Origin of the sequence: Xanthomonas sp. BRIP62415 (genome assembly GCF_003993515.1) — a bacterium.
In the GTDB taxonomy this organism is placed as follows: Bacteria; Pseudomonadota; Gammaproteobacteria; order Xanthomonadales; family Xanthomonadaceae; genus Xanthomonas; species Xanthomonas euroxanthea.
The window spans coordinates 178,249-192,412 of sequence record NZ_QEZH01000029.1; the positions used below are offsets into that span (position 1 = coordinate 178,249).

Below are 14,164 nucleotides of genomic sequence, written 5' to 3' on the forward strand. Positions count from 1 at the left end.
GGGCACAGTGCGGGACGCCCGGCGCACGCGGGGATGACCGTTGCGCCAACCGTCACAAGCGCTAGCGGGTCGACAGATCCGGGTCGCGAATCCCTTGCCGGCGCAGTTCCAGCACGCTCGGGGTGATCGCCGCGATGCGCGCATCCACCCGAGCCCGTGTCACATAGTCGAGATCTTTCTTCTTCAGCGCTTCCAGCTGGATCAGCGCCTGTTCCGGGCGTCCGTTCAGATACGCAGATTCGGCATAGGCCTCGCTGGCGCGCAGATGGTCGCCGGACAGCTCGCAGGCGCGTGCGTAGGTCTGTTGCAACAAGGCATCCTCGCTACTGCGATGCAGCAGCGGTTCCAGCACCTGACGCGCGCGCTGGCCGGACTCCTTGCTGGCCTGCTCGTTGAGCGCGCCGGCGTAGGTCAGCGCCACCGCGCGGTTGTTCGGCAGTTGCTTGAGCAGCGCGTCGAAGCGGGCATTGGCCACCTCGCGCTGGCCCACCCGCGCCTGCGCCTCGCTCAGGCCCAGCGTCAGCCATAAATTATCCGGATGCGCCTCCAGCAGGCTGGTCAGTTCGGCCACTGGCTCGCTCGGCCGGCCGCCGCTATTGCGCAGGCGCGCCAGCGCCAGGCCGTAGCGCTGGGCATCGGTCAGGCCGTGCTTGTTGCTGCGACGCAGGGTCTCGTATTCGCGGATGGCCGCATCCGGCGTGGTCGCGCTGAGCACGCGCAGGCGCTCCTTGGCCCAGTCGAAGTTCTGCTGGTCGTCGCCGCGGCTCAGTGCATCCACCGGCAGCCGCAGCGCATAGGGAAGGATCGCGTTGCCGTTGCGGCTCAGCGGCTCGGACAGCGACGGGTCGGCCGGGTCCACCCGTTCCTGGCGCGTTCCGCCCGGTACCGAGGTGGTCAGCACCACGGTGTTCTTCTTCATCTGTTCGGCGCGCGCCTTGGCCTCGCTGATGCGCGTGACCGTGACCGGGTGGGTCTGCAGGAAGTCGGGCGCGCTGTAGCCGCCCTCGTTGGCGCGCATTGCCACCGACATGCGTTCGAAGAAGCCGGCCATTGCATCCACGTCGTAGCCGCTGCGCACCAGCGTGCGGATACCCAGCCGGTCGGCCTCCGATTCGTTGGAGCGGGTGTAGTCGATCTGGCGTTGCTGCATCAGGCCCATCGCGCTGGTAATGCCGGCCATGGTGGCATCGCCCTTGGAATTGCCGCCGGCCTGTTGCGCGGCGACCACCGCTGCCAGCATGCCCAGCAGGATCGGGATCTGGTCGCGCTGGGCCCGCTCCACCCCACGCAGCACGTGCTGCTGGGTGACGTGGGCGATTTCGTGCGACAGCACCGCGGCCACTTCGTCCTCGCGCTCGGCGGTCAACACCAGCCCCGCATTGACCGCGATATAGCCGCCCAGCGTGGCGAAGGCGTTGATCTGGCGGTCGCGCAGCATGAAGAACGTAAACGGCTGCTGCGGCTGGTCGCTGTTGGCGCCGAGCCGGGTCCCCATGGTCTGCAGCCAGTCGGTGATCAGCGGGTCGTCCAGCACGTAGTCGTAGTTGCGCAACTCGGCCAGCATCATCTTGCCGTACTCGGCCTGGCGCGCCGGGGTCAGCAGCTCGCCTGCGGACGAGCCGATGTCGGGCAGGCGGTTTTCCTGCGCGGGTGCCACGCCCATGGCAACGGCCAGCGTGAGGGCAGTGGCGAGCGGTAGCAGGCGCAAGTGGAACTCCCAGGTAATGCGCGAAGCATGCGGGCAGCACGGCGCGATGGCGTGAATCATGGGTTAATCCACAGTGTTGCGGTGACGACATGGAAATTCCAGTCGCCCGGTACCATTGTCAGACCTCAGACCAACCGCGGAGTTTCCCGTGAGCCAAGACCCCAATGTGCAGGATGCGGCCGCCGGCCCGCAGATCACCCTGTATTCCTCTGCGATCTGCCCGTACTGCGTGGCGGCCAAGAACTTCCTCAAGAGCAAGGGCCGGACCTGGACCGAGGTGCGCATCGACCTGGACCCGGCCGAGCGCAACAAGATGGTCGCGCTGGCCAAGCGCACCAGCGTGCCGCAGATCTTCGTCGGCGACGTCCATGTGGGCGGCTACGACGACATGATGGCCATGCACCGGGCCGGCAAGCTCGAACCGTTGCTGGCCGGCACTGCAGGCGGCCAGGCATGAGTGAGCATGACGGCAGCAGCGACGACCGTCTGCGCGAGTTCACCGAATTTCGCCAGCGCATGAACCAGCGCATCCTGGCCGAGCCCAACCAGGTGGTGCGCCGGTTCTTTGCGCTGGACACCCAGACTTACCAGGCCGGCGCGCTGGACGTGAAGACCAAGGAGCTGCTCGGTCTGGTCGCCTCGATGGTGCTGCGCTGCGACGACTGCATCAGCTACCACGTCGCCCAGTGCAAGGAAGCCGGCGTGACCCGCGAAGAGTTCTTCGAGACCTTCTCGGTCGGCCTGGTGGTTGGCGGCTCCATCGTCATCCCGCATCTGCGTCGCGCGGTGGATTTCCTCGACCAGCTCGAGGGCGGCGCCCAGGCACCGGCGCAGCACGCGCACGATTGATGTGTCGAGCGGGAGTCGGGAGTGGTGATTCGGGATTCGTAAAAGCGGGCGCGCGCGTGCTGCCCTAGTCGGCGGCACTGACTTTGTGCGCTCTGGTTGTCCGGTGCCGGCCGTAGGCTAGGGCGGTGCGTCCAGAGCGCCTCCACACGCTGAGTCCTGGTGCGCCTGGAGGCTGCGGGCGCGCACTGCGGTTGTCTGATGCCACTGACTGCACCGGGTTTCTGCAGCAGTCATCCGGGCCGCTCTTAGACCAAGGTCGGTTTGGGCGCCTTCACCGGCATCGGGCATAATTGCCTGTGAAACCTCCTTGCGCCGCTCTGCCGGGTATTGCGGCTGGCGCTCCCCCCTTCAAGTTCGGAAACCCAACGTTATGACGCAGACAATCACGGTCATCCGCGGCGACGGTATTGGCCCGGAGATCATGGATGCCACGCTGTTCGTGCTCGACGCGCTGCAGGCTGGCCTGACCTACGAGTACGCCGACGCTGGCCTGGTCGCGCTGGAAAAGCACGGCGATCTGCTGCCCGAGTCCACCCTGGCCTCGATCACCAAGAACAAGGTGGCCCTGAAGAGCCCGCTGACCACGCCGGTCGGCGAGGGCTTCAGCTCGATCAACGTGGCCATGCGTCGCAAGTTCGACCTGTATGCCAACGTGCGTCCGGCCAAGTCGTTCCCCAACACCAAGTCGCGTTTCGCCGATGGCGTGGACCTGATCACGGTGCGCGAGAACACCGAAGGCGCCTACCTGAGCGAAGGCCAGACCGTGTCCGAGGATGGCGAGACCGCGTTCTCCGGCGCCCGCGTCACCCGCAAGGGCTCCGAGCGCATCGTGCGCTACGCCTTCGACCTGGCGCGCGCCACCGGCCGCAAGAAGGTCACCGCGGTGCACAAGGCCAACATCATCAAGTCGACCTCGGGCCTGTTCCTGAAGGTGGCACGCGACGTGGCCGCGCAGTACCCGGAAATCGAGTTCCAGGAAATGATCGTCGACAACACCTGCATGCAGCTGGTGATGCGTCCGGAGCAGTTCGACATCATCGTGACCACCAACCTGTTTGGCGACATCATTTCCGACCTGTGTGCCGGCCTGGTCGGCGGCCTGGGCCTGGCCCCGGGCGCCAACATCGGTGTGGACGCGGCGATCTTCGAAGCCGTGCACGGCTCGGCGCCGGACATCGCAGGGCAGGGCAAGGCCAACCCGTGCGCACTGCTGCTGGGTGCCGCGCAGATGCTGGACCACATCGGTCAGCCGCAGAACGCCGAGCGCCTGCGCGAAGCGATCGTGGCCACCCTGGAAGCCAAGGATGCGCTGACCCCCGACCTGGGCGGCACCGGCAACACCATGGGCTTCGCCAAGGCCATCGCCAGCCGCCTCTGAGCGCGCCGGTAGGTCGCACAAGAGAAAGGGCGCCGACGGCGCCCTTTCTTTTTGCTGGAAGCGGGTTGCTTGAAGCCAGTGTCACGCCATCAGGCGAAGGGGTCGCTGTTGCGATTCCCCACTCCCGATTCTCCACTCAGTTACGCGACTGCAGCTTCGACAGCAAGCGCAGGAACTCGATGTACAGCCACACCAGCGTGACCATCAGGCCGAACGCGCCGTACCACTCCATGTGCTTGGGCGCGCCGTGCTCGACGCCGCTTTCGATGAAGTCGAAGTCCAGCACCAGGTTCAGCGCGGCCACCACGACCACAAACAGGCTGAAGCCGATCCCGATCAGGCCAGAGTCGTGGATGAAGGGAATGCGCACGCCGAAAAAGCCCAGCACGATGGTCGCCAGATACACCAGCGCAATGCCGCCGGTGGCCGCCACCACGCCCAGCTTGAAGTTCTCGGTGGCCTTGATCATGCCGCTGCGGTAGGCGAACAGCAGCGCAAACATGGTGCCGAAGGTCAGCAACACCGCCTGGAACACGATGCCGTTGAAACGCGCCTCGTACACCGCCGAGATCGAACCCAGGAAGAAGCCTTCCACCAGCGCATACAGCGGCGCGGTGACCGGGGCCCAGGTCGGCTTGAAGCTGGTCGCCAGTGCGAATACCAGTCCGCCGATCGCGCCGGCGATCATGTACAGGCGTGCTGCCGGTAGCGGCATGCCATCGGCGCCGATCGATTGCGACCAGGCGAAGGCGGCAGTGAGTACCGCCATCAGCAATAGCAGGCCGGTCTTGTTGACGGTGCCGTTGAGGGTCATCGCCTGACCGTCGCGCGTGACCACCGCGCCGGAGCCCAGGTCGAGGAAGGTGGATTCCCGAAGGGCGGGATTGCCGCTACGCATGCGTATTCTCCATGAATGTAGGTGCCTGCCGACTTGGCGAGCAATGAGTGTGAGGATACCGGATCGTCCAATTTACACAGAGTGATTGACAGCAAGGCCAATCATTCCCAAAATAGCCGACCTTTCCAGCCTTCGGGATTGAAAGGTCCCGCCGGGGTATAGCGCAGTCTGGTAGCGCGCCTGCTTTGGGAGCAGGATGTCGGGGGTTCGAATCCCTCTACCCCGACCATTCCGAGCTCTTGACGGCGTGGGAATGCGAAGTTCGGTCCGGGCGCCCGTAGCTCAACCGGATAGAGCACCGGCCTTCTAAGCCGGCGGTTACAGGTTCGAGTCCTGTCGGGCGCGCCATCGGCGGTGCGGTAGGAAGTAGGTTTCAGTGGTGGCTGTAGCTCAGCTGGTTAGAGTACTGGATTGTGATTCCAGATGTCGGGGGTTCGAGTCCCCTCAGCCACCCCACTGATTGCAGGAAAAGTTGGAACCGATGCATCGCGGGTGTTGCAACGAGGCAAAAACGCACATACAATGTGCGACCAGTTTCAGGGCCGTTAGCTCAGTTGGTAGAGCAGTTGACTCTTAATCAATAGGTCCAAGGTTCGAATCCTTGACGGCCCACCAAACAAAAGCACTTAGGCAGTAGCCTAGGTGCTTTTCTTTTTGTGCTGCGGAAAGCGATGGTGCAGGGATTGGCTGCAGCGTTGTCGTCGTCTCGGTCGGTGGCCGCGCAACCGCAGTGACCCTCCCGGCCCGGTGCGATGGATTGCCTGCGTCAGGTGCGCAATCGCCACCGACGGCCGTCCCCGCCCGGATGAACGCAGGCGAATGAGGACTGATGTGTCTGAAGTAATGCGGCATTCCATCCTGGGCCAGATCGGCGTCTTCGCGATCGTCGGTCCCCCGCTGGGTGGGCTGCTGGGCCTGGCGCGGTGGAGCCGGCTCGATCTGCAGACCGTGTTGACGATCGTCGCCTGGTCGTATGCGCTGGTGCTGCCGGTGATTGCCTGTGCTGCCGCGGGATGGCTATGCGCGCGCACATGCGCCTGGCTGTACCGCGGGCGCCGGCCCAACCCCTTGGTCCACATCGGCATCGGTGCCTCGAGCGGTCTGCTCTCGGCCGGGGTGATGGTGCTGCTGCTGGCGATCATCGGCGGCTGGTCGTGGATGTCCGATCGCGCGGTGATGCTGACGCTGCTGCAGTGTGGGCTGGCGGCAGGCAGTGCCTGCGCCGCGATCGTCTGGCTGATGTGGTCGCGCCTGACAGGCTCTCCCCGGGCCGGGGGATAGGCCGCCAGCGCTCCCCAGGATGCGCAGGAAGGCGTTCCCTGTTGCGTCGGACGGCGCTTTCGATACGCCTGCTGGTGATGCGCTGCGATGCGCAAGGCAGCTGCGGGCAACGGCAGCCGTGGTCGCCTTACGGCAATGCAGCGGGCGCGGGCGGCTGGCTTTGCTGCATGCGCGGAAATGCCAGCGTAAAACACGCGCCCTGGCCGGGCGCCGAGGTCACTTCGACAAAGCCGCCCGCCTGGCAGACCGCGCTGTACACCTGCGCCAGCCCCAGGCCCGCGCCTTTGTCGGAATCCTTGGTGGTGAAATACGCTTCGAACAGATGCGCCTGCACGTGTGCGTCCATGCCATGCCCGTTGTCGGCCACGGCAATGGTGACGTAGTGCCCTGCCGGCCTGGCCAGGTTGGCCTGTTCCTCGGCGACCACGGTGTCGCCGGTCTCCACGCGGATGACGTCGCCCCGTCGGCAGGCATCGCGGGAGTTGATCACCAGGTTCAAGATGGCGCGTTCCACCGTGTGGCGATCGACCATGGCGCAGCATCCACCTTCGGCGGTGCGCAGCTGCAGTTGCAGGTCTGCGCCGATCACCTGTTCGAGCAGGGGGCCGAGCTGTTCGGTCAGGGCGGCCAGATCCACCGATTCCGGGCTATACGGATACTGCCGGGAAAAGCCGACCAGACGCTGGGCCATGACTGAGCCATGTTGAAGCGCCGCATCGGCCACGCCCAACAGCTTGGCGTCGTGCGCGTCGATCCTGGCGCGCTGTACCACCAGGTCGATGGCCGAGGTGGCCGCCTGCAGGACGTTGTTCAAATCGTGCACGACGCCGGCCAGCAGCTGTCCCACCGCTTCGCCTTTTTGCGCCTGCTCGGAAATCTTTTCGGCAGCGCCTTGCGCGGCGCGCGCGATGTCCAGATCGCCTTCGATGCGCTCTTGCAGGTCGCGCAGGCTGTGCAGCTCGGTCGACAGCGAATGTTCGCGCGCGCGCGCCAGCCGCAGCGCGCCGTTGGAGAACGCGCGCTCTGTCGCCAGGGTCGAATCCAGCGTGCGGAAGGCGATCTCCAGCGCTCGGCGGTCGGAGATGTTCTTGCTCACGGCCAGGATCGCTTCGACCTTGCCAAGCGCATCGAACAGCGGGCTGGTGACGACCTGCCAGATCTGGCGCACGCCGGCGAAGTTCACGCTGGCAGCTTCGAATTCCTGGATCGAACCGGCGCGGGAGCCGGCGATCGCCGCGTCCACCAGCTCGGCCGCCTCCGGTGGCCACAGCTCGCGCCATGGCCGCGCGATCAGCTGATCCTGGTGGCTGGCACCCAATTCGGTCAGGCCATTGACGTTGATCGCGGTAATCCGCCCGTCGAGGTCGATCTCCTTGATGCAATCGCGGGACAGCGCCACGATTTGCCGATACCGATCTCTCATCGCGATGACTGCCTCTCAGGTGTTAACGGAATTTTAGCTAATCTCAGCTTTACCCAACGCTAGCGGAGCAAGCCAGGGCGCGCGCAGGTGATGCCTCGCATGATGAATGCGTTTACCGTCGGCGCGCCAGGTAGAGCATCGGCTGGGGTCAGTTTGCCCGCACCGGCAGGCGGCATCCATTCGCGGCCAATGGGCGGCATCATTACGCCCGCGATGCTTTTTCTTTGCCGGCATCCCTGCAACAATGGCCGGGCAACTGCAGCATCGCGAAAGTGGCGGAATTGGTAGACGCACCAGATTTAGGTTCTGACGCCGCAAGGCGTGGGGGTTCGAGTCCCCCCTTTCGCACCAATGCAGTGCGGCCGTGCGTCGTCCGGCCGCTTTCAGCCAAAGGCCTGGCGCCTCTGCCTTGCGTACTGCGGTGACGCGTATTCCGCTGGCAGCGGCCGCCATTATCGGCGAAACTACAAGGCTCGGCGGCTTTCTCGCCATCCGTCAACCCGCATCTTCCATCTCGTGCCGACGCTTGTGCAGTCGGTGGCAGGAGTCAACATGCAAGCATCGATCGAATCCACCGGCAATCTGGAACGCCGCCTGACCTTCACCCTGCCGCAGGAGCGCCTGGAGACGCATGTCGGTGGCCGCCTGCGCGAACTCGCGCGTACCACGCGCATCAAGGGTTTCCGCCCGGGCAAGGTGCCCACCAAGGTCATCGAGCAGCGCTTCGGTCAGCAGGTGCGTGCCGAGGCGATGGAAGGCCTGCTGCGTGAGACCTTCGACTCGGCGGTCCGCGAGCATTCGCTGCGCCTGGCCGGCAACCCGCGCATCGATCAGGGCGAGAGCGATTTCGACTTCGTCGCCACCTTCGAAGTGGTGCCGGATTTCGGTGATATCGACGTGGCCAAGCTGTCGGTGGTGCGTCATACCGCCGAGGTGACCGATGCCGACATCGACCAGATGATCGAGAACCTGCGCCTGCAGCGCCGCACCTGGAACCCGGTCGAGCGCGGCGCGCAGGTCGGTGATCTGGTGGCGCTGGAGACCTGGTCGCAGGCCGGCGACGAGCGTCTGCCCGCCGAAGGCGTGGAGAGCGGCAGCAGCGTGCTGGGCTCGGGCGTGATGTTCGACCAGATCGAAAAGGGCCTGGAAGGTCTGGCCAAGGGCGAAGACAAGACCCTGACCATCGACTTCCCGGCCGAGTGGCGCGTGCCCCAGCTGGCCGGCAAGACCGTGCAGGTGCACGTCAAGGCGGTCGAGGTCTCCGAGCCGGTGCTGCCGGTGGTGGACAAGGAGTTCATCAAGAGCTTCGGCGTGAAGAGTGGCGATGCCGAGCAGTTCCGCGCCGACATCCGCACCAACCTGGAGCGCGAGCTCAAGGGCGCGCTGATGAACCGCCTGCGTCGCGAAGTGGGCGAGCAGCTGATCGCCGCCTATGCGCACGTGGAGATGCCGCCGCGTCTGGTCGAGAACGAAGCCCGTTCGATGCTGGCACAGCAGGTCGAGCAGGTCCGCCGCAGCGGCCGCGACCCGGGCGAGATCCCCGCCGATGCCCATCAGGGGTTCATGGATGCGGCGGCCAAGCGCGTGCTGGTCGGTCTGCTGGTGGGCGAGGTGGCCCGTCGCAACGAGCTGCGCCTGGAATCCAAGCGCGTCAGCGAAACGCTGCGTCTGATCGCTTCGACCTACGAAGAGCCGGAACAGGTCATTGAGATGTACCGCAACGACCCCCAACTGATGAGTGGACTGCAGAGCCGTGTCATGGAAGAGCAGGTGATCGACTGGATCGCCGAGCGCGCCCAGCACACCGAGCAGTCGCTGTCGTTCCAGGACGCCATTCGGGTCTAAGGTAAGCGACCGCGTGACACCAACCCGCATCCCGATGGCTGGGATGCGGATGTCAAACCCGGGCATCGGCGCACGCCGCTGCCACTACAGGAAGACTGATGAGCATTGTGACCAAAGCCCTGAACCTGGTGCCGATGGTGGTCGAACAGACCAGCCGCGGCGAGCGTGCGTATGACATCTACTCGCGTCTGCTGAAGGAGCGTCTGATCTTCCTGGTCGGTCCGATCGACGACCACATGGCCAACGTGATCGTGGCACAGTTGCTGTTCCTGGAAGCCGACAACCCGGAAAAGGACATCAGCATCTACATCAACTCGCCAGGCGGTGTGGTCACTGCCGGCATGGCGATCTACGACACCATGCAGTACATCAAGCCGGACGTGAGCACCATCTGCGTCGGCCAGGCCGCCTCGATGGGCGCGCTGCTGCTGGCATCAGGTGCGGCCGGCAAGCGCTATGCGCTGCCGAATTCGCGCGTGATGATCCACCAGCCGCTGGGTGGCTTCCAGGGCCAGGCCACCGATATCGACATCCACGCGCGCGAGATCCTGACCTTGCGTTCGCGCCTGAACGAGATCCTGGCCAAGCACACCGGCCAGTCCCTGGAGACCATTGCGCGCGACACCGAGCGCGACAACTTCAAGAGTGCGGTCGATGCGCAGGCCTATGGCCTGGTCGACCAGGTGCTGGAACGCCGTCCGGAAGAGTCGATCCAGCCGTCTTGATCGCCAGATTGCTGAAATTGCAGGAAAAACCGGCAGGGTCGGGCTGGGCGGATGTCCTCCCGACCCTGTGCTATTCTCGAAATCGAACCCCCGTGCATCGGGTGGGGTAACTGGGTAACAGAAGCATGAGCGAAGACCGCCAAGGTCGTTCCGGCGACAGCAACAAGATTCTCTACTGCTCGTTCTGCGGTAAGAGTCAGCATGAAGTCCGCAAGCTGATTGCCGGTCCCAGCGTATTCATCTGCGATGAGTGCGTGGAGCTGTGCAACGACATCATCCGCGAGGAACTCGAAGAGAAGGCGCAGTCGGCACGTTCCAGCCTGCCCAAGCCGCGCGAGATCCTCGAGGTGCTGGATCAATACGTGATCGGGCAGTTGCGCGCCAAGCGCACGCTCGCCGTGGCGGTGTACAACCACTACAAGCGTATCGAGAGCCGCAGCCGCAACGATGACGTCGAGCTGGCGAAATCCAACATCCTGCTGGTCGGCCCGACCGGTTCGGGCAAGACGCTGCTGGCCGAAACGCTGGCGCGGCTGCTCAATGTGCCGTTCACGATCGCCGATGCCACCACGCTGACCGAAGCCGGCTATGTCGGCGAGGACGTGGAAAACATCATCCAGAAGCTGCTGCAGAAGTGCGATTACGATGTCGAAAAGGCCCAGCAGGGCATTGTCTACATCGACGAAATCGACAAGATCTCGCGCAAGAGCGAAAACCCGTCGATCACCCGCGACGTGTCCGGCGAAGGTGTGCAGCAGGCTCTGTTGAAGCTGATCGAAGGCACGGTGGCCTCGGTACCGCCGCAGGGCGGCCGCAAGCATCCGCAGCAGGAATTCCTGCAGGTCGACACCAAGAACATCCTGTTCATCTGCGGCGGTGCATTCGCCGGACTGGACAAGGTGATTCAGCAGCGCTCCAACGATGCCGGCGGCATTGGCTTCGGTGCCAAGGTCAAGAGCAGCGAGCGCAAGCAGGAAGTCGGCAAGATCCTGGCCGAGGTCGAGCCGGAAGATCTGATCAAGTTCGGCCTGATTCCCGAGTTCGTCGGTCGCCTGCCGGTGGTCGCCACGCTCGAGGAACTGGACGAGCCGGCGCTGATCAAGATCCTGACCGAGCCGAAGAACGCCATCACCAAGCAGTTCAAGAAGTTGTTCGACATGGAAGGCGTGGAACTGGAGTTCCGCCCGGACGCCCTGTCTGCGATCGCCAAGAAGGCGCTCAAGCGCAAGACCGGCGCGCGTGGTCTGCGCACCATCGTCGAATCGGTGCTGCTGGACACGATGTACGAGCTTCCCTCGCAGGAAAATGTCAGCAAGGTGGTGGTGGACGAGTCGGTGATCGAGCACAAATCCGAGCCGTACCTGATCTACCAGGCGCAGCCGGCTCCGGCCAAGGCAGCGTCCGGCGATTGAGTTCCTGAGACCGCTTCGCCGGGCCCTGGCCTCGCTCGCGGATAAAGGGTTTCCGAACGCTACTTGCAACACCTCGCCGATGGCCCCATAACGGGGCCATCGGCTTTTTTTACGCCCCAAACCCCCCATTCCTGCGGAGCGCCCCATGGCCCAGTCCCAATCAGAAGTTCTCGATCTGCCGGTGTTGCCGCTACGCGACGTGGTGGTGTTTCCGCACATGGTGATTCCGCTGTTCGTCGGCCGTGACAAGTCGATGCGCGCGCTGGAAAAAGCCATGGAAGCGGACAAGCGCATCCTGCTGGTCGCGCAGAAGTCGGCCGAAACCGACGACCCGGCCGCCAGCGACCTGTATACCGTCGGCACGCTCGCGCAGGTGTTGCAGTTGCTCAAGCTGCCCGACGGCACCATCAAGGTGCTGGTCGAAGGCCTGTCGCGGGTCACTGTCGACAAGGTCGTCGAGCTGGATGGCGCGCTGCAGGGTCAGGGCATCGAAATCGAAGCCAGCGACGCGCGTGAGCCGCGCGAGGTGGAGGCCATTGCGCGTTCGCTGATGTCGCTGTTCGAGCAGTACGTCAAGACCAATCGCAAGCTGCCGCCGGAGCTGCTGCAGACCCTGGCCGGTATCGACGAGCCGGGCCGTCTGGCCGACACCATCGCCGCGCACATCGGCGTGCGCCTGGCCGACAAGCAGCGCCTGCTGGAAATCACCGAGATCGGCGAGCGGCTGGAGTTGCTGGTCGGGCTGGTGGACGGCGAGATCGATGTGCAGCAGCTGGAAAAGCGCATCCGCGGCCGCGTCAAGTCGCAGATGGAAAAGAGCCAGCGCGAGTACTACCTCAACGAGCAGATGAAGGCGATCCAGAAGGAGCTGGGCGATCTGGACGATGCGCCGGGCGAGCTGGAAGAATTGGCGCGCAAGATCGCCGAGGCGGGCATGCCCAAGCCGGTCGAGACCAAGGCCAAGGCCGAGCTCAACAAGCTCAAGCAGATGTCGCCGATGTCTGCCGAAGCGGCCGTGGTGCGCAACTACCTGGACTGGCTGCTGGGTGTGCCGTGGAAGAAGCGCACCAAGGTCCGCAAGGACCTGAAGGTCGCCGAGGACACGCTGGATGCCGACCACTATGGCCTGGACAAGGTCAAGGAGCGCATTCTCGAGTACCTGGCGGTGCAGTCGCGCGTGAAGCAGATGAAGGGGCCGATCCTGTGCCTGGTCGGGCCGCCGGGCGTGGGCAAGACCTCGCTGGGCCAGTCGATCGCCAAGGCGACCAACCGCAAGTTCGTACGCATGAGCCTGGGCGGTATCCGCGACGAGGCCGAGATCCGTGGCCACCGCCGGACCTACGTCGGTTCGATGCCCGGCCGCCTGGTGCAGAACCTCAACAAGGTCGGCAGCAAGAACCCGCTGTTCCTGCTCGACGAGATCGACAAGATGTCGATGGATTTCCGTGGCGATCCGTCCTCGGCGCTGCTGGAGGTGCTGGATCCGGAACAGAACAACTCCTTCAACGACCACTACCTGGAAGTGGACCTGGACCTGTCGGAGGTGATGTTCGTCGCCACTTCCAACTCGCTCAATATTCCGGGGCCGTTGCTGGACCGCATGGAAGTCATCCGCATCCCCGGGTACACCGAGGATGAGAAGCTCAACATCGCCATGCGCTACCTGGTGCCCAAGCAGATCAAGGCCAACGGCCTGAAGCCGGAAGAGATCGAGATCGGCAGCGACGCGATCCAGGACATCGTGCGTTACTACACGCGCGAATCCGGTGTGCGTAACCTCGAGCGCGAAGTGGCCAAGATCTGCCGCAAGGTGGTCAAGGAAATTGCCCTTGCCGGTCCGCAGCTCGTTGCCAAGAAGGTGCCTGCCAAGAAGGGCACGCCCAAGGCGCTGGTCACGGTCAATGCGAAGAACCTCGACAAGTACCTGGGTGTGCGTCGCTTCGATTTCGGCCGTGCCGAAGAGGAAAACGAAATCGGCCTGGTGACCGGCCTGGCCTGGACCGAGGTCGGCGGCGAACTGCTGCAGGTCGAGTCCACGCTGGTGCCGGGCAAGGGCAACCTGATCCTGACCGGTCAGCTTGGCAACGTCATGAAGGAATCGGCATCGGCTGCGCTGTCGGTGGTGCGTTCGCGCGCCGAGCGCCTGGGCATCGATGTGGATTTCCTGCAGAAGCAGGACGTGCACGTGCACGTGCCCGATGGCGCGACACCGAAGGACGGCCCGAGCGCCGGTATCGCGATGGTGACCTCGCTGGTGTCGGTGTTGACCAAGGTGCCCATCCGCGCCGATGTGGCAATGACCGGCGAGATCACCTTGCGCGGTCGCGTGTCGGCCATCGGCGGCTTGAAGGAAAAGTTGCTGGCCGCGTTGCGCGGCGGCATCCGCACCGTGCTGATCCCCGACGAGAACCGCAAGGATCTTGCCGACATCCCGGCCAACGTCACGCGTGACCTGGAGATCGTGCCGGTCAAGTGGATCGACGAAGTGCTGGACCTTGCATTGGAGCGTCCGTTGGCACCGAAGAAGGCGAGCAAGGAAAAGGTCCGCAAGACCGCCTCGCGGGTTGCGGTTCGCGGCAAGTCACGCACTATTCCGGGTGCCCGCGTCAAGCACTAAAACCGCTTGTCTAAACCCAGGCGAAACA

11 protein-coding genes and 5 tRNA genes are annotated in these 14,164 nt (G+C 64.4%); 13 read left to right on the forward strand and 3 right to left on the reverse strand.

Going from position 1 to position 14,164, the window contains the following annotated elements:
• Nucleotides 1-61: 61 nt before the first annotated feature.
• Nucleotides 62-1,768: a M48 family metalloprotease gene (locus EO141_RS14940; protein WP_206514809.1), complete on the reverse strand. Its 1,707-nt coding sequence runs from the start codon at nucleotides 1,766-1,768 to the stop codon at nucleotides 62-64.
• Nucleotides 1,769-1,856: 88 nt separating this feature from the next.
• Between EO141_RS14940 and grxC the strand changes: the two genes are divergently transcribed.
• From grxC to EO141_RS14955, 3 genes are all read left to right on the forward strand, one after another.
• Nucleotides 1,857-2,165: a glutaredoxin 3 gene (gene grxC, locus EO141_RS14945; RefSeq protein ID WP_104582301.1), complete on the forward strand. Its 309-nt coding sequence runs from the start codon at nucleotides 1,857-1,859 to the stop codon at nucleotides 2,163-2,165.
• Entirely contained in the window at nucleotides 2,162-2,557 is a 396-nt protein-coding gene (locus EO141_RS14950; RefSeq protein ID WP_104582302.1) for a carboxymuconolactone decarboxylase family protein, read from the forward strand. Before grxC ends, EO141_RS14950 begins: the two co-directional genes overlap by 4 nt.
• 370 nt (nucleotides 2,558-2,927) lie before the next feature.
• The gene (locus tag EO141_RS14955; protein ID WP_104532882.1) at nucleotides 2,928-3,935 is read left to right on the forward strand and encodes an isocitrate dehydrogenase; all 1,008 of its coding nucleotides are present in this window, start codon (nucleotides 2,928-2,930) and stop codon (nucleotides 3,933-3,935) included.
• A gap of 136 nt (nucleotides 3,936-4,071) precedes the next feature.
• Here the strand turns inward: EO141_RS14955 and EO141_RS14960 are convergent, their stop codons facing one another.
• Nucleotides 4,072-4,833: a Bax inhibitor-1/YccA family protein gene (locus EO141_RS14960; protein WP_104582303.1), complete on the reverse strand. Its 762-nt coding sequence runs from the start codon at nucleotides 4,831-4,833 to the stop codon at nucleotides 4,072-4,074.
• Nucleotides 4,834-4,985: 152 nt separating this feature from the next.
• Here EO141_RS14960 and EO141_RS14965 point away from each other — a divergent pair.
• From EO141_RS14965 to EO141_RS14985, 5 genes are all read left to right on the forward strand, one after another.
• Nucleotides 4,986-5,062 (forward strand) — tRNA-Pro (locus EO141_RS14965).
• A gap of 42 nt (nucleotides 5,063-5,104) precedes the next feature.
• Nucleotides 5,105-5,181: transfer RNA gene (locus tag EO141_RS14970), tRNA-Arg, on the forward strand.
• Nucleotides 5,182-5,212: 31 nt separating this feature from the next.
• Nucleotides 5,213-5,289 (forward strand) — tRNA-His (locus EO141_RS14975).
• 83 nt (nucleotides 5,290-5,372) lie between these two features.
• A tRNA-Lys gene (locus EO141_RS14980) sits at nucleotides 5,373-5,448 on the forward strand.
• 228 nt (nucleotides 5,449-5,676) lie between these two features.
• Nucleotides 5,677-6,114: a hypothetical protein gene (locus EO141_RS14985; RefSeq protein ID WP_127169559.1), complete on the forward strand. Its 438-nt coding sequence runs from the start codon at nucleotides 5,677-5,679 to the stop codon at nucleotides 6,112-6,114.
• Nucleotides 6,115-6,241: 127 nt separating this feature from the next.
• Here EO141_RS14985 and EO141_RS14990 read toward each other — a convergent pair whose 3' ends face one another.
• Nucleotides 6,242-7,537: a PAS domain-containing sensor histidine kinase gene (locus EO141_RS14990; protein WP_127169560.1), complete on the reverse strand. Its 1,296-nt coding sequence runs from the start codon at nucleotides 7,535-7,537 to the stop codon at nucleotides 6,242-6,244.
• 266 nt (nucleotides 7,538-7,803) lie between these two features.
• Here EO141_RS14990 and EO141_RS14995 point away from each other — a divergent pair.
• From EO141_RS14995 to lon, 5 genes are all read left to right on the forward strand, one after another.
• Nucleotides 7,804-7,888, forward strand: a tRNA-Leu gene (locus EO141_RS14995).
• Nucleotides 7,889-8,089: 201 nt separating this feature from the next.
• Nucleotides 8,090-9,382 carry a trigger factor gene (gene tig / locus EO141_RS15000; RefSeq protein WP_127169561.1) on the forward strand — a complete coding sequence of 431 codons (1,293 nt, stop codon included), beginning with the start codon at nucleotides 8,090-8,092 and terminating at the stop codon, nucleotides 9,380-9,382.
• A gap of 98 nt (nucleotides 9,383-9,480) precedes the next feature.
• Nucleotides 9,481-10,107: an ATP-dependent Clp endopeptidase proteolytic subunit ClpP gene (gene clpP, locus EO141_RS15005; protein WP_002806026.1), complete on the forward strand. Its 627-nt coding sequence runs from the start codon at nucleotides 9,481-9,483 to the stop codon at nucleotides 10,105-10,107.
• A gap of 125 nt (nucleotides 10,108-10,232) precedes the next feature.
• Entirely contained in the window at nucleotides 10,233-11,519 is a 1,287-nt protein-coding gene (gene clpX / locus EO141_RS15010; RefSeq protein ID WP_104582306.1) for an ATP-dependent Clp protease ATP-binding subunit ClpX, read from the forward strand.
• 145 nt (nucleotides 11,520-11,664) lie between these two features.
• Nucleotides 11,665-14,136 (forward strand): endopeptidase La, encoded by a 2,472-nt coding sequence (lon, locus tag EO141_RS15015; RefSeq protein ID WP_127169562.1) that lies wholly within the window; start codon nucleotides 11,665-11,667, stop codon nucleotides 14,134-14,136.
• Nucleotides 14,137-14,164 lie beyond the last annotated feature (28 nt).